Source organism: Geodermatophilus nigrescens (assembly GCF_900129495.1).
Lineage (GTDB): Bacteria > Actinomycetota > Actinomycetes > Mycobacteriales > Geodermatophilaceae > Geodermatophilus > Geodermatophilus nigrescens.
Genome location: NZ_FQVX01000004.1, coordinates 140,018 through 155,997, shown reverse-complemented (window position 1 = coordinate 155,997; position 15,980 = coordinate 140,018). Strand labels below are relative to the sequence as shown.

The following is a 15,980-nucleotide window of genomic DNA, read 5'->3' as shown; positions in this document are numbered from 1 at the left end:
GCCATGAGGGCAGGATCGGTCCCGCACCCCATCCGACGACGCAGGGAGCGCCCGTGCCGATCACCGCCCGCGAGTGGCACCTCGCCGCCCGGCCCCACGGCGAGCCGACGCCCGACGACTTCGCGCTGGTCGAGGTCGAGCACCCCGACCCGGCCGAGGGCCAGGTGGTCGTGCGGATGGTCGCCATGTCGGTCGACCCCTACATGCGCGGGCGGATGCGCCTGGGCCCGTCCTACGCCGCGCCGTGGGAGGTCGGCGAGGTGATGAAGGGCGGCGCCGTCGGGCGGGTCGTGGAGTCCCGCTCCCCCGACGTCCCCGAGGGCGCGCTGGTGCTCGCCGACGCCGCCTGGCGCGACGTCGCCGTCCTCGACGCCCGCTCGGTGCGGCAGCTGCCGCCGACGGGCGACCTGCCGCTGACCTACTCCCTGGGGATCCTCGGCATGCCCGGGCACACGGCCTACGCCGGCCTGTTCCGGGTGGGCGCCTTCCGCGAGGGCGACGTCGTGTTCGTCTCCGGCGCGGCAGGCGCGGTGGGCAGCGCCGTCGGCCAGTTCGCGCGGCTGCGCGGCGCGTCGGCCGTGGTCGGCAGCGCCGGCACGCCGGAGAAGGTCGCCTGGCTGCGCGAGATCGGCTTCACCGCCGCCTTCGACTACCACGACGGGCGCGTCAAGGACCTGCTCGCGCAGGCCGCGCCCGACGGCATCGACGTCTTCTTCGACAACGTCGGCGGCGAGCACCTCGACGCCGCGCTCGGCGCCCTGCACGTGCACGGCCGCGCGGTCATCTGCGGCTCGATCTCCACCTACAACGCCACGGAGACCGTGCCGGGGCCGGCGAACTTCAGCTCGCTGATGATCAGCAAGCGGCTCGCCGTCTCCGGGCTGCTCGTCAGCGACCACCCCGACCTCTACCGCGAGTTCGCCGAGACGGTGTCGGGGTGGATCCGCTCCGGCGAGCTGACCGTGCGGGAGACCGTCTACGAGGGCCTGGAGAACGCCGTCCCCGCCTTCCTCGACCTCCTCAAGGGGGCCAACACCGGGAAGATGGTCGTCCGGCTGGCACCCGACCCGGATTGAGGCGGGCCGGCACCGGGAAGGGGCCGGGCATGTGGCTGTTCCTGACCCGGCGCCTGCGCGTCTGGCTGATCGTGACCGTCGTCGTCCCCCTGGCCACCGGGCTGCTCCGTCGCCTCGGGCAGACCCTCGAGCGGCGCGGCGGCTCGACCCCGCTGAGCCGGGCGCTGCTGCAGGCCGGTGACCTCGGCGACCGGGCTCGGGCCCGGCTGCGCGGCGGCGGCCGACGGCGCCGGTGACGACCGCCGCCCGCGTCCCCGCCCTCGACCACCTGGCGGCGACCGCGCCCACCCGCGCGGTCGCCGTCTTCGCCCACGGCGGCACGGTGGCCAGCGTGGAGCCGCCGCGGGAGCGGGCGCTGTCGCTCGTGCGGATGCGGGCGATCCAGGAGGCCGTCTCGCGGGCGGCGGCCACGCGGGGGGTGGAGACCTACCTCGTCCGCTACCGGGTGGCCGGTTGGAACGGGGCCGCCGCCGACGCGCACGCCGACGTCCGCTGGGCACTCGACCAGGTGCGCGAGCGGCACGGCGACGTGCCGGTGGTGCTCGTCGGGCACTCGATGGGCGGCCGGGCGGTGCTGCGCGCTGGCGACGACCCGTCGGTGACCGCCGTCTGCGGGCTGGCGCCCTGGACGCCGCCGGGCGAGCCGGTGGCCCACCTGCGCGGGCGCACCGTCGTGCTCGCGCACGGCCGGGGCGACCGGTGGGTGCCCGCCCGGCTGTCCGCGGAGTTCGCGGTGCGCGCCTCGCGGGCCGGCGTCCGGGTCGCGCGGTTCACCCTCCCCGGCGGGCACGGCATGGTCCGTGCCGTCGGCCGGTGGCACGGGCTGGTGCGCGACGTCGTCCTCGCCGGGTCGGGCCTGGCGCCGTGGCGCGACGACGTCCGCGGCGCCCTCGCCGCGACGCCGCCGGAGGGGCTGGCCGTTCCGCTGTGAGCCCCGCTAGCCTGCCCCGCGTGACTGCCGGGTCGGCCTCGCGCCGCGCACGGAACGGGTCCCCGGCCGCCGGGTGAGCCCGCGGCGGGCCCGCGGCCCGCCCCGTCGTCCTGTCCTCCCCTCCCCGCTCGCCCTCCTGGACAGGACCCCGCATGACCCATCCCCTCGGCGCCCAGCTGCGCCGTGTGCACGACACCCTCCGCGCCGACCTCCGCGCCCTGCAGGCGGCCGCGGCCGGCGGCGCGCCCGCCGACGCGCGCCGCACGCTGCCCGCCCACTGCCTGGCGTTCTGCGCCGCGCTCGCCGCCCACCACACCGGCGAGGACGCCGCCGTCTTCCCGCTGCTCGCCGAGCGCTTCCCGGAGCTCGCGCCGGTGCTGGCGAAGATGGCCGAGGACCACGAGATGATCTCCGGCATCCTCGCCCGCGTGGAGCAGCTGGCCGGCGAGCTCGCCGCCTCGGGCAGCTCCCCGCGGCTGGCCGGCGAGCTCGACGGCCTGGCCGCGATCGCCGAGTCGCACTTCTCCTTCGAGGAGCGGCGGATCACCGCCGCGCTCGACCGGCTCCCGGACGCGGCCCCCGCGCTCGACGGCCCGGTCCGCCTCCCGCGCGCGGGAGGCGGACCGCCGGCTCAGGAGAACAGCGCGCTGTAGCCGTTCAGCGCGGGCTGGCCGCCGAGGTGGGCGTAGAGCACGGTCGACGACGGGTCGATCTCGCGCCGCTGCACGAGGTCGATCGTCGCGGCCATCGACTTCCCCTCGTAGACCGGGTCGGTGACCATGCCCTCGGTGCGGGCGGCGGTCTCCATGGCGCGGATCGTCGCCTCGTCGGGGATGCCGTAGACGCCGCCGTGGTAGCGCTCGTCGAGCTCGACGTCGTCCAGGGTCAGCTCGCGCTGCACGCCGATCGCGCGCGCGGTCCGCTGGGCGATGCGCAGCACCTGGTCGCGGGTCTCGGTGGGCTTGGCGGAGGCGTCGATCCCGAGCACCCGCCGCGGCCGGCCGCCCTGCTCCTCCAGCAGCGCGAACCCGGCGACCATCCCGGCCTGGGTGGACCCGGTGACCGAGCAGACGACGACGGTGTCGAAGAAGACGCCGAGCTGGGCCTCCTGCTCCGCCACCTCCAGCGCCCAGTTGGCGAACCCGTGCCCGCCGAGCGGGTGGTCGCTGGCGCCGGCCGGGATGGCGTAGGGCGTGCCGCCGCGGGCCTCGATCTCGGCGAGCGCGGACTCCCAGCTCTCCTTGAACCCGATGCCGAATCCGGCCTTCACCAGCCGCACGTCGGCGCCGGCGAGCCGGCTGACGAGGATGTTGCCCACCTTGTCGTAGACGGCGTCGGGCCAGTCGACCCAGCTCTCCTGCACCAGCACGCACGACAGCCCGACGTGCGCGGCGACGGCGGCCACCTGGCGGGTGTGGTTGCTCTGCACGCCGCCGATGGAGACGAGCGTGTCGCAGCCCTGCGCGAGGGCGTCGGCGACGAGGTACTCGAGCTTGCGGGTCTTGTTGCCGCCGTAGGCGATGCCGGAGTTGCAGTCCTCGCGCTTGGCCCAGACGGCGGCGCCGCCGAGGGAGGCGGTGAGCCGGTCGAGGCGGTGCACCGGCGAGGGGCCGAAGAGCAGCGGGTGCCGCGGGAAGTCGGCGAGGGTCGTCGCCCTCGGGGCGGCGGGAGGGGCGTGGTCAGTGGTCATGGGTCTCCTCCAGTTCGGACAGCAGCGCCGTCCAGATCTCGGTGGTCGTGGCGACGGCGGCGTCGACGTCCCCGGCCGCGCAGGCGGCGATCAGGCGCTCGTGCAGCCCGACGGACCCCCGCCCGTGCGCCGCGGCGAACCGGGCCCGCTCCAGCCGGCGGATCGCGGGGGTGAGCCGCTCGACGGTCGCGGTCAGCGCGCCGTTGCCCGCCCGCGCGAGCAGCACGCCGTGCAGCTCGTCGTCGGCGGCGAGCGCCGCGTCGAGGTCGCCGGCGTCCACGGCCGCGGCGAACCGCGCGTTGGCCGCGCGCATCGCGGCGACGTCGTCCCCGGTCACCCGGCCGGCCGCCTCCCGGGCGGCGAGCTCGTGCATCACCCGGACGACGGCGGCGGCGTCGCGCACCTGCCGCGGGCGCAGCGGGGTGACCCGGGTGTGGCTCTGCGGCTTGGCCTCGACCAGCCCCTCGTCGACCAGCTTGGCCAGCGCGGCGCGCACCGGCGCCACCGAGAGGCCGAGGCGGCCGGCCAGCTCGGCGTCCTTGACGACCGCGCCGGGCGCGAGCTCGCCGGTGACGATCGCGGCGCGGATGCGGGTCAGCGCCTGGTCGCGCAGCAGCACCCGGCCGACGGGGGCGAGCGGAGCGGTCACAACTGACATCTCAGATGTCAGATGTCCGCCCGTCAAGGGCGAGAAGCGCGACAACGGCCCTTCTCTTGCGGTTGCTGGCCGTCCGGGGCCTCGTCGGGCCGGGCGCCCGCCCGCAGGATCGCCGCATGGACTGGAGCACCGACCCCGCCGAGACCGCCGCCCACTTCGCCCGCCGGCTGGCCGTGGAGACCGACGTCTCCGACGTGCACGCCGCCCTCGAGACCGGCGACCCCGGGTTCGTGCTGCTGGACAGCCGCAGCCGGGAGTCGTGGGACCAGGGCCGCGTGCCCGGCGCGGTGCACCTGCCCGGCCGGGAGCTCGCCGACCGCGCGGAGGCCGAGCTGGACCGGTCCGTCCCGGTCGTCACCTACTGCTGGGGCCCGGGCTGCAACGGCGCCACCCGCGCCGCGCTCGTGCTGGCGGGACTCGGCTACCGGGTGCGGGAGATGATCGGCGGGTTCGAGTACTGGGCCCGCGAGGGGCTGCCGGTGGCGACGGCGGACGGCCTCACCCGGCCCGACGTCGACCCGCTCACCGCACCGCGGGCGGTCAGCTGCGGGTGCTGAGGTCGGGCGCGTCGTCGTCGGCGAGGCGGGCCCACAGCAGCTCGTCGTGCTTGACGCCGTCGGCGTAGCGGAACGAGCGGCGCAGCCGGCCCTCCAGCGTGAAGCCGGCCTTCGCCGCCACCCGGCCCGACGCCGGGTTGTCCACGGCGTGCACCAGCTCGACCCGGTCGACCGGCAGCGCCGCAAAGCCCCACCGGACGGCGGCGTCGACGGCGCGGGCCGCCAGCCCGCGGCCCCGCGCGGCGGGCACCGTCCAGTAGCCGACCTCGGCGTCGCCCTGCTCGAGGTCGACCGAGTGCAGCGCGACCGAGCCGAGCAGGCCGCCGTCCGCCGCGTCGGCGACCGCCCAGGGGACGAACGGGCGGTCGTCGACGTCGAGGCGGCGGGCGAGCCACTCCTCCGCCGTCTCCCGGCTGCCGTCGAGCGGCGTGGCGCTCCACGCCCGCAGCGCCGGGTCCTGCATCGCCGACCAGACGGCGTCGAGGTCGCCGGCCCGCCACGGGCGCAGCAGCAGCGGGCCGGCGGGCAGCTCGTCGGGGGCGCGCACGCCTCCGATCGTGCCGGGGTGCTCAGCTCTCGGCGGACCCCGGGGCCGACATCGGCTTCATGGTCTTGGCGGCCACCGTGTCCGGGGTCATCGCCGACACGCGGCCCATCGCCTTGCTGGTGAGGGAGCCGGCGAACACCGACGCCTCGCCCTCCATCAGGCCCTCGTAGCCCTGGCGGGCCACCAGCGCCGGGTCGTCCTTGGCGTCGCTGGCGCCGAGCTTGGTGTCGGTGAGGTCGCCGCGGTCGAAGAACTCGGTGTCGGTGGGGCCGGGCAGCAGCGCGGTGACGCTGACCCCGGTGCCGGACAGCTCCTCGCGCAGCGCCAGGGCCAGGGACTGCACGAACGCCTTGGTCGCCCCGTAGACGGCCTGGAACGGCTGCGGCGCCTGGGAGGCCACCGACGAGGTGAACAGGATCCGGCCCTCGTCGCGCGCCCTCATGTCCTCGACGACGCGCTTGGCCAGGTGCACCGTCGAGCCGCAGTTGAGCGCCACCATGCCGAGCTCCGCGTCGAGGTCGGTCTCGGCGAAGGCGCCGCCCACCCCGACGCCGGCGTTCAGCGCCGCGGCGGCCAGCGGGCGGCCGGAGCCGCGGACGGCGGCCACGAGCAGCTCCCGGTCGTCGTAGCTGGTCAGGTCGCCGCGCACCGGGGAGACGTGCGCGCCCATCCCGCGCAGCGTCTCGGCCGCGGCGTCGAGCTCGTCGTCCTCGGCGGCCACCACCAGGTCGAAGCCGTGCTCGGCGAACTGCTTGGCCAGCTCCAGGCCGATGCCGCTGGAGGCCCCGGTGACGAGGGCGAGGGGGCGGTCGGTGGGGACGGTCACGAGGACTCCCGGGGATCGAGGTGGTGCGGTCGCCCCGGTCATGCCCATCCGGGACGGCCGCGACCCGCATCGGCGGGTAGGAGGCGCCCGTGGATCCGGTCCCCGTCGCCGTCGTCGTCGACGACGCCCTGCGCCCGCTGCTGCCGGCCCGGGACCGCGCGGCCGGCCGGCGGGTGCTCGCCGCCGGCCCCGACGCGACCGTCGGCCACCTGGTCCAGGCCGCCGGGGTGCCGCTGACGGAGGTGGGCGAGCTGCTCGCCGACGGCGTCCCGGTCGGGCCGGGCGCCCGGCCGGGCGCGGTCGTCGTCGTCCGGGCCCGTCCCCGGCCGCAGCCGGTCCCCGCCGGCGGCTTCCTGTGCGACGTCGGCCTGGGCGCGCTGGCCCGCCGGATGCGGCTGCTGGGCCTCGACACCGCCTGGTCGCCGGAGGCCCGCGCCCCGGACGCTGACGACGCCGAGCTGGTGGCGGCCGCCGTCGCCGAGGACCGGGTGCTGCTCACCCAGGACCGCGGCCTGCTCATGCGCCGCGCGCTGCCCGCCGGGGCGTGGGTGCGCGGCGGCGGCCCGGACGCGCAGCTCGACGACGTCCTCGACCGGTTCCGCCCGCCGCTGGCGCCGCTCACCCGCTGCCCGGCCTGCAACGGCGTCCCGGTGCCGGTGGCCGCGGCGGAGGTGGCCGGCGAGCTCGAGCCCGGGACCCGGCGCACCGCCACCGACTTCACCCGCTGCCCGGGCTGCGGGCGCGTCTACTGGCGCGGCGCGCACGCCCGCCGCATCGACGCCCTGGTCGCCCGCGCCCGGAGCGTCACGGGCCATCAGCGCTACGACCGCCGCTTCCTGGCCCGCGGGGGCCACGAGTCGGCCCGCGCGTGTCAGCCCCGCCGGGCAGGAGCACGGGCGTCCGCCCAGCCCGACGGAGGGAACCCCGTGCCCGAGTACTCGCTCCCCGACCTGCCCTACGACTACGCCGCCCTCGAGCCGCACATCTCCGGCCGGATCATGGAGCTGCACCACGACAAGCACCACCAGACCTACGTGACCGGCGCGAACACCGCGCTGGAGAAGCTCGCCGAGGCGCGGGAGAACGACGGGCTGGGCACGGCGAACCTGCACGAGAAGAACCTGGCGTTCAACCTCGCCGGGCACGTCAACCACTCGGTGTTCTGGCCGAACATGAGCCCCGACGGCGGCGACCGCCCCGACGGCGAGCTGGCCGCCGCGATCGACGAGCACTTCGGCTCCTTCGACGGCTTCCAGGCGCACTTCACCGCCGTCGCCAACGGCGTGCAGGGCTCGGGCTGGTCGATCCTCGCGTGGGACTCGGTGGGCCAGAAGCTGGTCATCTGCCAGCTCTACGACCACCAGGGCAACCTCGCCGTCGGCCTGGTGCCGCTGCTGCTGCTCGACATGTGGGAGCACGCCTTCTACCTGCAGTACCAGAACGTGAAGGCCGACTACGTGAAGGCCTGGTGGAACGTCGTCAACTGGGCCGACGTCACCGACCGCTTCACCCGGGCACGCACCGCCACCGCCGGGCTCATCGTCCCGGCGGCCTGAGCGCCTCCCGGGGCCGCGGACGCGGTCCGCGGCCCCGGGACGCAGGCAAGGCTCACCTCGGCCCGCGCGGGCCACCTCCTGGCCCGACCGTGACACCCCCGGCGGGCAGAACCGGCACAGAGCCCGCCCGACCAGCCCCCGCCCCTGTGAGGCCGCCGTGTACCTGTCCAAGACCGAGGCCGCCGTCCTGCCGACGACGCTGGTCGGCACCCCGAGGACCCCGCCGCCCCCCGCGACCGGCCGCCGCCGCATCTGGCCGCTGCTCGGCCCCGCGTTCGTCGCCGCGGTCGCCTACGTCGACCCGGGCAACTTCGCCACCAACTTCTCCGGCGGCGCCTCGTTCGGCTACACGCTGCTGTGGGTGATCGTCGCGGCCAACCTCATGGCGATGCTCATCCAGAGCCTCACCGCCAAGCTGGGCCTCGCCACCGGCCGCGACCTGGCCACCAACTGCCGCGAGCGCCTGCCGAAGCCGGTCACCCGCGGGCTGTGGCTGCAGGCCGAGGCCGTCGCCATCGCCACCGACCTCGCCGAGATCGTCGGCGGCGCCGTCGCGCTGAACCTGCTGTTCGGGGTGCCGCTGCCGGTCGGCGGGATCATCACCGCCGTCGTCGCCTTCGTCCTGCTCGGCGCCCAGTCGCGCGGGCACCGGCCCTTCGAGCGGGTCATCGCCGGGCTGCTGCTGGTCATCGGCCTGGGCTTCGGCTACACGCTGGTCGGCTCCGGCGTCGACCTCGGCGGGGTGGCCGGCGGGATGGTGCCGACCTTCGAGGGGCCCGACAGCCTGGTGCTGGCCGCCGGCATCCTCGGCGCGACGGTCATGCCGCACGTCATCTACGTGCACTCGGCGCTCACGCCCGGCCGCTACGGCGACGTCGTCACCGCCGGGAAGACCGAGCAGGGACGGCGCCGGCTGCTGCGGGCGCAGCGCCTCGACGTGCTGGTCGCCATGGGCGTCGCCGGGCTGGTCAACGCGGCCATGCTGATCATCGCCGCGCAGCTGTTCACCGCCGACGACGGGATCGCGTCGCTGGAGAGCGTGCACGCCGGCCTCGGCGACCAGCTCGGCACCGGCGCCGCCCTCGCCTTCGCGATCGCGCTGCTGGCCAGCGGCTTCGCGTCGTCGTCGGTGGGCACGCACGCCGGCCAGGTCGTGATGGCCGGCTTCCTCAAGCGGCACATCCCGGTGCTGGCCCGGCGGCTGATCACCCTCGCCCCGGCCCTCGCGGTGCTCGTGCTCGGCGGCGACCCCACCACCGCGCTGGTCTGGTCGCAGGTGGTGCTGAGCTTCGGCATCCCGTTCGCGCTGGTGCCGCTGCTGTGGCTGACCAGCCGCCGCGACCTCATGGGCGGCTGGGTGAACCGCCGCACCACGACGGTGGTGGGCTCGGTGGTGGCCGCGCTGATCATCGGCCTCAACGCCCACCTGCTGATCGGCTTCGTCTCCTAGGCCGCGCGGGCTCGACGGTGTGCGCCGAGGTGCAGTCCGCGCCGGTCGGACTGCACCTCCGCGCACGGTGTCGCGGCTCCGTGTCTAGGCCGGCTCGGGTACCCCGCCCGGGTCGCCGCCCGGGTCGCCCGGGGTGGGCTCCACGGGCGGGGGCGGCAGCGGCTCCGGCGCGTCGGGCAGGAGCTCACCCGGGTCGTCGGGCACCGGCTCCGTCGGGTCGATGACCGGTTCCGGTTCTGGGATCGGCGAGACCATCCGCCGAGTCAACCAGCGCGCCCGGCCGCGCGCACCGCGTCGGGCCCCTCCGCGTCGGGCCCCTTCGCGTCGGGTCCCTTCGCGTCGGGCCGTCGCGTCGGGCCGTCGCGTCAGGTCCGGTGGGCTGCGGCGAGGTCGGCGGTGGCGCGGACGTCCTCGGCCAGCCGCGGCCACAGCGCCCGCGGCAGCTCGTGCCCCATCCCCGGGTGGACGACGAGCCGGGCGCCCGGCACCGCGGCCGCCGTCGCCTCCCCGCCCTCGGGCCGGATCATCACGTCGGCGTCGCCGTGCACGACCAGCGTCGGCACCCGGACGGCGGCGAGCTCCGCGCGCAGGTCGCGGGAGGCCCGGTGCGCGGCCTGCTGCCGGCGGGCACCGGGGCCGGTGAGCCCGGACGCGTCGCGGGCCATGGCCACCCGCAGCACCGCCAGGTGGTCCTCGCGGTCGGCCGGGTAGCCGGGCGACCCGGTCACCTCCTGCATCGCGACCATGACGTCCGCCATCGCCTCCGGCGTCGTCGCCGGGCCCCGCTCCCTCGCGAGCCGCCGCGCCCGGCGGACCAGGGCCAGCGTCGTGCGCGGCCGCATCCGGCCGATCCGCGGCGACGGCGTGGACATGACCGAGGTCAGCGACAGCACCCGGGCGGGGTGCTCGACGGCGAGCACCTGGGCGATCGTCCCGCCCATCGACGCCCCGACCACGTGCGCGGCGGGCCACCCGACGGCGTCCATCACCGCGAGCGCGTCGCCGGCCATGTCCGACAGCGAGTAGGCCGGGGCCACCCGCCGCCACGGCTGCGCCGGGACCGGGGTGTCCAGGTGGGTGGACAGGCCGACGTCGCGGTTGTCGAAGCGGACGACGCGGAAGCCGCGGGCGGTCAGCTCGGCGCAGAACCCGTCGGGCCAGCCGACCATCTGGGCGCCCAGGCCCATGACCAGCAGCAGCGGGTCGCCGTCCGCGGGGCCGAGGACCTCGTACGCGATCTCGACGGGGGTGTCCGGATCACCGGAACGCGCGGTCAGGATGGGCACGGCTGCCTCCCGGGCGGTCTATGGGGATACAGTCGTACCACGAAAGGGGTGCCCGTGCCGAGACGCGTCGACCACGACGAGCGGCGCCGGCACCTGACCGCCGCGCTGCTGCGCATCGCCAGCACCCGCGGCCTGCAGGCGGTGTCGATGCGCGAGGTCGCCGCCGAGGCCGGCGTCTCGCTGCGGGTCGTGCAGTACTACTTCACCGACAAGCGCACGCTGATGCTCTCGGGCATCGCCGAGCTCGCCGCCCGGCTGGACCGGCGGGTGCGCGAGCGGGCGGCGGCGATCGGCACCGGGCTCCCGCCGCGGACCGTGTTCGAGGTGGTCCTCGGCGCGATCCTGCCCACCGACGAGGCCAGCCGCGCCGACCAGCTGGCCTGGACCGCCTACTACGCCGCCGGGCTCACCGACCCGGCCGAGGCCGTCGACGGCCGCTACGCCCCCGACGCGCTCGAGCGGTGGCTCACCGGGGTGCTGCAGCGCGCCGTCGACGCCGGTGAGGTGCCGGCCGGCGTCGACCCGCGGATCGAGGTGGTGGGCCTGCTGGCGCTGACCAACGGCCTGGTCAGCAGCGTGCTGGGGCAGCAGCGCGACGTCGCCGACGCGCAGCGCGTGGTGGCCTACCGCCTGGACCGGCTCTTCGGCGCGGCCGGGGACTGACTCAGGCGACCGCGACGCCCAGCACGTGCGGGCTGGCCGGCACGCGGACCCGCGCGGGCGGGAAGTCGAACCGCCGCGCCCGGCGCACCGTGAAGCCGGCCCGCTCGATGTCGGCGACCTGGTCGGTGGCGGTGTGGCAGCCCCCGGCGAGCAGCGGCCAGCCGGCGACGTCGACGAACCGCTGCACCCGCCGCAGCCGCCGGTCCTCGGCCACCGTGTGCTCGAGGAAGCGCAGCTCCCCGCCGGTCCCGACCACCCGGCGCACCTCGGCGAGCGCCCGCGCGCGCTCCCGGATGCTGCACAGGACCAGGCACAGCACGGCGGCGTCGGCCGCGCCGTCGGGCAGCGGCAGTTCCTCGGCCGTGCCGGCGTGCACCTCGACGGCGACCCCGGCGGCGCCCGCCTCCCGCTCGGCGGCGGCCCGCAGCCGCGGCTCGGGCTCGACGGCGACCACGCGGGTGACCGCCGGCGGGTAGTGCCGGAAGTTGAGCCCGTTCCCGCAGCCGACCTCGGCCACGACGCCGGCCAGCCCGCCCAGCAGCTCCCGGCGGAGGTCGGCCATGCCGGCGTCCTCCAGGCGCCGGCTGACCCGGTCGTAGCAGCGGCTGAAGACGGGGCGCGGGCGGTCAGTCGCCATGGGTCACGGTCCCGGCCGCGGGACGACCCCGTCAAGCCGACCCGACCAGCGGCCGGCGATCAGCCGGGGAGAACCCCTCACGGGGAGATCCGGGTCGACCAGGTCGACAGCCCGCCCGCGGGCCGGAAGCCGAGGGCCTCGTTGACCACGACCATCGGCCGGTTGCTGTCGGCGTTGTAGGTGCTGATCCGCCGCACCTGCGGCATCGTGGCGGCCAACTCGCGGACGACGGCGGCCTTGATCCGCGCGCCGAGGCGGTGCCCGCGGTGCTCGCGCAGCACCAGCGTCCCGCTCTGGTTCGCCCGTTCCGGCTGCTCCAGCGGGACGTGCAGGTCGGTGAACGCGACGAGCCGCCCCTGGTGCAGCGCGCCGGCCGACAGCACGGTGCGCCCGCGGTCGAGGACCAGGGCCTCCATCTCCCGCACCCGCGCGCCGTCCCAGACCTCCTCGTCCACCGGCACGTCCCCGGTCGGGGCGTCGGTGGACATCCGCCGGCTGAGCAGGGCGCGGTCCTCCAGCAGCGCGTCCGGCGTCCGGTCCCGCCAGGTGACCACCTCGTACCCCGCGCTCGCGGCGGCCGCCGCGGCCTCCAGCGCGGCGAGCCGCTCCTCGTCGGCGGGCAGCAGCAGGTCGCGGCGGGTCTCCTGCAGGTCGCACGTCCACCCGGCGGTCCGGGCGAAGGCGCGGCCGGCCGTGCCCGGCCCGGGCTCGTCGACCTCGGCGACCGCCGTCGTGCGCCCCGCCGCCGCGGCCAGCCGCAGGCCCTCGGTCAGCAGAGCGGTGCCGGTCCCGCGGCGGCGGGCCCCCGGGTGCACGGCGACGTCGAGGTACGCCACGGACGTGTTGTCCCGGACCGGCAGCAGCACGCGCAGGGCGCCGACGACGCGGCCGCCGTCGACCGCGGCCCGGTGCGTGCCCCGCTGCGCGCCGCCGGGGGTGGTCAGCCGCCGCCCCAGGGCGACGTGCTCCCGCGCCGGCCGCGGCCGCTCGCCGGGGCGGTCGGCGCGCTGCGCGGCGGCCCACACCTCGCACCAGGCGGCGAACAGCGCGCCGTCCGGGCCGGTCTCGACGATGCGCACCCGTCCGTTGTAGCCCGGGGCGCAACGCGGTTCCTCAGACCGCCCAGATGCCCGCGAAGTGGTGCACCGGGCCGTGCCCGGAGCCGATCCCCAGCGCCGCCCCGCCGGCGAGCGCGGCCTGCAGGTAGTCGCGGGCGCCCTCGACCACCGGCGCCCAGTCCGGCTCCGCGTCCTCGGTGGCGGCCGCGCGCCGGCGGGCCAGCAGCGCCGCGATCGCCGACGACAGCGTGCAGCCGGTGCCGTGCGTGGCCCGGGTGTCGATCCGCGGGCGCACGGTCTCGACCACGCTGGTGGCGGTGGCGAGCACGTCGACCGACACGTCGCCGCCGAGGTGGCCGCCCTTGAGCAGCACCGCGCGCGGGCCCAGCTCCAGCAGCGCCCGCGCCTGGCCGGGCAGCTCGTCCACCGTGGTGGCCGGCGCCGTGCCGAGCAGCGCGGCCGCCTCCGGCACGTTCGGCGTCACCAGGTCGGCCACCGGCAGCAGCACGTCGCGGACGGCGGCGACCGCGTCGTCGTCGACGAGCCGGTCGCCGCTGGTGGCCACCATGACCGGGTCGACGACGACCGGCCCGGCGGCGCGGCCGGCCAGCCGGGCGGCGACCTCGCGCACCACCGCGGCGGTGCCGAGCATGCCGGTCTTGGCCGCGTGCACCGTGACGTCGTCGAGCAGGGTGGCGATCTGCTCGCCCACGAACTCCGCGGGCACCGGGTGCACGCCGGTGACGCCGCGGGTGTTCTGCGCGGTCAGCGCGGTGAGCACCGCGGTGCCGTAGGCGCCGAGCGCGCTGAAGGTCTTGAGGTCGGCCTGGACGCCGGCGCCGCCGCTGGGGTCGCTGCCCGCGACGGTGAGCGCGACCGGCACCCCCGACCGCCCGGTCACCGGGCAGCCCGCAGGGCGCGCGCGGCGGCCGCCGGGTCCGGGGCGGCGCAGATCGCCGAGACGACGCAGATGCCGTCCACCCCGGTCACCAGCGGCGCCCGCTCGACGTCGATGCCGCCGATGGCGACCGACCGCAGCCCGCCCGCCGCGGCCTCCGCCGCCAGGACCGCGACCCCCTCGGGCCCGAGGCCGCTGCCGGCGTCGGGCTTGGTGGGCGTGGTCCACACCGGCCCGATGCCCACGACGTCGACCGTGCCCGGCGGCAGCGCCAGCGCGACGGCGAGCTCGTCGGGCGACCCGGTCGAGAGCCCGAGCAGCCGGTCGGGGCCGATCCGCTCGCGGACCTCGGCGGCCGGGGTGTCGTCCTGCCCGACGTGCACGCCGTCGGCGCCGGCCATCAGCGCGACCTCGACGTCGTCGTTGACGAACAGCGCCACGCCCGTGCCGGCGAGGACCTCCCGCACCGTCAGCGCGAGCGCGTACAGCTGCCGGCACGACGCCGTCTTGTCGCGCACCTGCACCGCGGTCACCCCGCCGGCGACCGCGGCCCGCACCACCTCGGCCACGCCGCGCTCACCGGACAGCGCCGTGTCGGTGACGAGGTAGAGCGTGGGGTCGAAGGCGGGCCTCACGCGTCGACCCGGGCGGCGGACAGGTCGGTCACCGCGTCGAGCGCGTCGAGCCACAGCGGCGCGAAGGTTCCCGGCCCGGCGGCGACGGCGGCCGCGGCCTCGGCGGCCAGCGCCACGTGCGCGTGGGCGGCGACGGCGCCGGCGAGCGGGTCGGCGCCCGCGCCCAGGTAGGCCGCGACCAGCGCGCCGAGGGCGCACCCGGCACCGGTGGTGCGGGTGAGCAGCACCGATCCGCCGCCCACCCGGACCGTGCGGGTGCCGTCGGTGACGACGTCGACCTCGCCGCTGACGGCCACCACGCCGCCGGTGCGCCCGGCCAGCGCGACAGCCGCGTCGAGCGCGTCGTCGGTCTTGTCCGTGGAGTCGACGCCGCGCCCGCCGGAGCCCGCGCCGGCCAGCGCCAGCACCTCGGAGGCGTTCCCGCGGACGACGGCGGGCCGCGACCCCAGCAGCTCGGCGGCGAGCTCCGTGCGGAACGGCAGCGCCCCGACGGCGACCGGGTCGAGCACCCACGGCGTCCCGGCGGCCGCGGCCGAGCGGGCGGCCAGCCGCATCGCCTCCGCGGTGGCCCGGTTGACGGTGCCCACGTTGACCAGCACCGCCGAGGCGACGGCAGCGAAGCCCTCGGCCTCGGCGGGCTCGTCGACCATCGCCGGCGCCGCGCCGACGGCCAGCAGCGCGTTGGCCGTCAGCGTCTGCACGACGGTGTTGGTGAGGCAGTGCACCAGCGGCGCGCGGCCCGCGAGGGCGGACCGGGCAGCGGTCAGAGCGGCGGCATCCACCGTGACGTCCCTTCGCCAGCATGACCTGGACAGGTTCGACGGGTGTGTTCTCAGCCCGCCGGACGGCGGACACCCCGGGTCACTGACCGGCGACGGTACCCCCGGCCGGTGCGGGCCCGCCGGAGGAGGCCGAGTCGAAGAACGCCAGCTCCAGCTCCATCGCCCGCCGGTAGGCCCGGCGCACGGCCGGCGTGTCGGCGGCCAGCCGGTCGAGCAGCGCCTCGAGGGTGCGCGCCAGCTCCTCGAAGCCCGGGTCGGCGTAGGTGTCGACCCACTCCCGGTACGCACCCACCGCCACGGGGACCAGTGCCTGGCCGAGATGGGCGTACAGCCGCATGCACGGCGTCATGGCCGCGCAGACCTCACCGAGCTCGCCGAGCGCGGCCGTGGCCAGCAGGAAGTCGGTGTAGGCCGTCGTCGCGGGGGCGGGCTCGACGGCGGCCAGGTCGATGCCCCAGCGCGCGGCGTACCCGTCGTGCAGCCGCAGCTCGTCGCGGACCCCGGCCAGCAGGCCGGCGAAGGCGTCGAGCGTCGCCCGGTCGCGGCTGTGCGCCACCCCGAGCGCGTAGGCGCGGGCGAACGCCTCGAGGAAGAACGCGTCCTGGGCGACGTACCCGGCGAACCGCTCCCGCGGCAGGGTGCCGTCGGCGACCCCGCGGACGAACGGCGAGTCCAGCGACGCCGCGGCGAGGGCGGCACTGCCCCGCCACAGGTCGGCCGAGAGGCTCAC

General features: G+C 77.1%; 20 protein-coding genes and 1 riboswitch. Of the genes, 8 read left to right on the top strand and 12 right to left on the bottom strand.

Features of this window, described 5'->3' with window-relative positions:
* Positions 1–53: 53 nt before the first annotated feature.
* The 4 genes from BUE37_RS19835 to BUE37_RS19820 all read left to right on the top strand — a co-directional run bounded on the left by BUE37_RS19835 (position 54) and on the right by BUE37_RS19820 (position 2,660).
* Complete coding sequence (locus BUE37_RS19835; protein WP_073422158.1) at positions 54–1,076, top strand: NADP-dependent oxidoreductase; 1,023 nt, start codon at positions 54–56, stop codon at positions 1,074–1,076.
* A gap of 29 nt (positions 1,077–1,105) precedes the next feature.
* Positions 1,106–1,312, top strand: a complete 207-nt coding sequence (locus tag BUE37_RS19830; RefSeq protein ID WP_073422157.1) for a hypothetical protein — start codon at positions 1,106–1,108, stop codon at positions 1,310–1,312.
* Positions 1,309–2,007, top strand: a complete 699-nt coding sequence (locus BUE37_RS19825) for an alpha/beta fold hydrolase (RefSeq protein WP_073422156.1) — start codon at positions 1,309–1,311, stop codon at positions 2,005–2,007. Before BUE37_RS19830 ends, BUE37_RS19825 begins: the two co-directional genes overlap by 4 nt.
* A gap of 152 nt (positions 2,008–2,159) precedes the next feature.
* Positions 2,160–2,660 (top strand): hemerythrin domain-containing protein, encoded by a 501-nt coding sequence (locus BUE37_RS19820; protein ID WP_073422155.1) that lies wholly within the window; start codon positions 2,160–2,162, stop codon positions 2,658–2,660.
* Here BUE37_RS19820 and BUE37_RS19815 read toward each other — a convergent pair.
* Both BUE37_RS19815 and BUE37_RS19810 read right to left on the bottom strand, forming a co-directional pair.
* Entirely contained in the window at positions 2,639–3,697 is a 1,059-nt protein-coding gene (locus tag BUE37_RS19815) for a 1-aminocyclopropane-1-carboxylate deaminase (RefSeq protein ID WP_073422154.1), read from the bottom strand. The two genes, BUE37_RS19820 and BUE37_RS19815, sit on opposite strands and share 22 nt — an antisense overlap.
* The gene (locus BUE37_RS19810; protein WP_425432427.1) at positions 3,687–4,346 is read right to left on the bottom strand and encodes a GntR family transcriptional regulator; all 660 of its coding nucleotides are present in this window, start codon (positions 4,344–4,346) and stop codon (positions 3,687–3,689) included. Before BUE37_RS19810 ends, BUE37_RS19815 begins: the two co-directional genes overlap by 11 nt.
* A gap of 125 nt (positions 4,347–4,471) precedes the next feature.
* Here BUE37_RS19810 and BUE37_RS19805 point away from each other — a divergent pair, with 125 nt between their 5' ends.
* Positions 4,472–4,912: a rhodanese-like domain-containing protein gene (locus tag BUE37_RS19805; RefSeq protein ID WP_073422152.1), complete on the top strand. Its 441-nt coding sequence runs from the start codon at positions 4,472–4,474 to the stop codon at positions 4,910–4,912.
* Here BUE37_RS19805 and BUE37_RS19800 read toward each other — a convergent pair.
* Together BUE37_RS19800 and BUE37_RS19795 are read right to left on the bottom strand one after the other, a co-directional pair.
* The gene (locus BUE37_RS19800; RefSeq protein WP_217651334.1) at positions 4,896–5,459 is read right to left on the bottom strand and encodes a GNAT family N-acetyltransferase; all 564 of its coding nucleotides are present in this window, start codon (positions 5,457–5,459) and stop codon (positions 4,896–4,898) included. The two genes, BUE37_RS19805 and BUE37_RS19800, sit on opposite strands and share 17 nt — an antisense overlap.
* 22 nt (positions 5,460–5,481) lie before the next feature.
* The gene (locus BUE37_RS19795; protein WP_083628943.1) at positions 5,482–6,285 is read right to left on the bottom strand and encodes an SDR family NAD(P)-dependent oxidoreductase; all 804 of its coding nucleotides are present in this window, start codon (positions 6,283–6,285) and stop codon (positions 5,482–5,484) included.
* A gap of 89 nt (positions 6,286–6,374) precedes the next feature.
* Between BUE37_RS19795 and BUE37_RS24615 the strand changes: the two genes are divergently transcribed.
* Together BUE37_RS24615 and BUE37_RS19775 are read left to right on the top strand one after the other, a co-directional pair.
* Positions 6,375–7,841: a Fe-Mn family superoxide dismutase gene (locus tag BUE37_RS24615; protein WP_083628942.1), complete on the top strand. Its 1,467-nt coding sequence runs from the start codon at positions 6,375–6,377 to the stop codon at positions 7,839–7,841.
* Between the two features lie 157 nt (positions 7,842–7,998).
* The gene (locus BUE37_RS19775; protein ID WP_073422150.1) at positions 7,999–9,291 is read left to right on the top strand and encodes an Nramp family divalent metal transporter; all 1,293 of its coding nucleotides are present in this window, start codon (positions 7,999–8,001) and stop codon (positions 9,289–9,291) included.
* 84 nt (positions 9,292–9,375) lie between these two features.
* Here the strand turns inward: BUE37_RS19775 and BUE37_RS24030 are convergent, their stop codons facing one another.
* Positions 9,376–9,546, bottom strand: coding sequence for a hypothetical protein (locus tag BUE37_RS24030; protein WP_175562940.1), 171 nt, complete (start codon positions 9,544–9,546; stop codon positions 9,376–9,378).
* 110 nt (positions 9,547–9,656) lie between these two features.
* Positions 9,657–10,577, bottom strand: coding sequence for an alpha/beta fold hydrolase (locus BUE37_RS19770; protein ID WP_217651333.1), 921 nt, complete (start codon positions 10,575–10,577; stop codon positions 9,657–9,659).
* A gap of 48 nt (positions 10,578–10,625) precedes the next feature.
* Between BUE37_RS19770 and BUE37_RS19765 the strand changes: the two genes are divergently transcribed.
* The gene (locus tag BUE37_RS19765) at positions 10,626–11,240 is read left to right on the top strand and encodes a TetR/AcrR family transcriptional regulator (protein WP_217651332.1); all 615 of its coding nucleotides are present in this window, start codon (positions 10,626–10,628) and stop codon (positions 11,238–11,240) included.
* A 1-nt stretch (position 11,241) separates the two neighbouring features.
* Here the strand turns inward: BUE37_RS19765 and BUE37_RS19760 are convergent, their stop codons facing one another.
* The 6 genes from BUE37_RS19760 to BUE37_RS19735 all read right to left on the bottom strand — a co-directional run bounded on the left by BUE37_RS19760 (position 11,242) and on the right by BUE37_RS19735 (position 15,980).
* Positions 11,242–11,877: a class I SAM-dependent methyltransferase gene (locus BUE37_RS19760; RefSeq protein ID WP_073422149.1), complete on the bottom strand. Its 636-nt coding sequence runs from the start codon at positions 11,875–11,877 to the stop codon at positions 11,242–11,244.
* 77 nt (positions 11,878–11,954) lie between these two features.
* Positions 11,955–12,956 carry a GNAT family N-acetyltransferase gene (locus tag BUE37_RS19755; RefSeq protein ID WP_073422148.1) on the bottom strand — a complete coding sequence of 334 codons (1,002 nt, stop codon included), beginning with the start codon at positions 12,954–12,956 and terminating at the stop codon, positions 11,955–11,957.
* Positions 12,957–12,990: 34 nt separating this feature from the next.
* Positions 12,991–13,836, bottom strand: coding sequence for a bifunctional hydroxymethylpyrimidine kinase/phosphomethylpyrimidine kinase (thiD, locus tag BUE37_RS19750; RefSeq protein ID WP_245794783.1), 846 nt, complete (start codon positions 13,834–13,836; stop codon positions 12,991–12,993).
* Positions 13,833–14,468: a thiamine phosphate synthase gene (thiE, locus tag BUE37_RS19745; protein ID WP_073422146.1), complete on the bottom strand. Its 636-nt coding sequence runs from the start codon at positions 14,466–14,468 to the stop codon at positions 13,833–13,835. Before thiE ends, thiD begins: the two co-directional genes overlap by 4 nt.
* Entirely contained in the window at positions 14,465–15,250 is a 786-nt protein-coding gene (gene thiM, locus BUE37_RS19740; RefSeq protein WP_073422145.1) for a hydroxyethylthiazole kinase, read from the bottom strand. The genes thiE and thiM overlap by 4 nt, the downstream gene beginning before the upstream one ends.
* Positions 15,241–15,337: riboswitch (TPP riboswitch) on the bottom strand. Its footprint overlaps the gene before it by 10 nt.
* A complete protein-coding gene (locus tag BUE37_RS19735; RefSeq protein ID WP_073422144.1) occupies positions 15,330–15,980 on the bottom strand; it encodes a TenA family protein in 651 nt (216 codons plus the stop codon). Its footprint overlaps the riboswitch before it by 8 nt.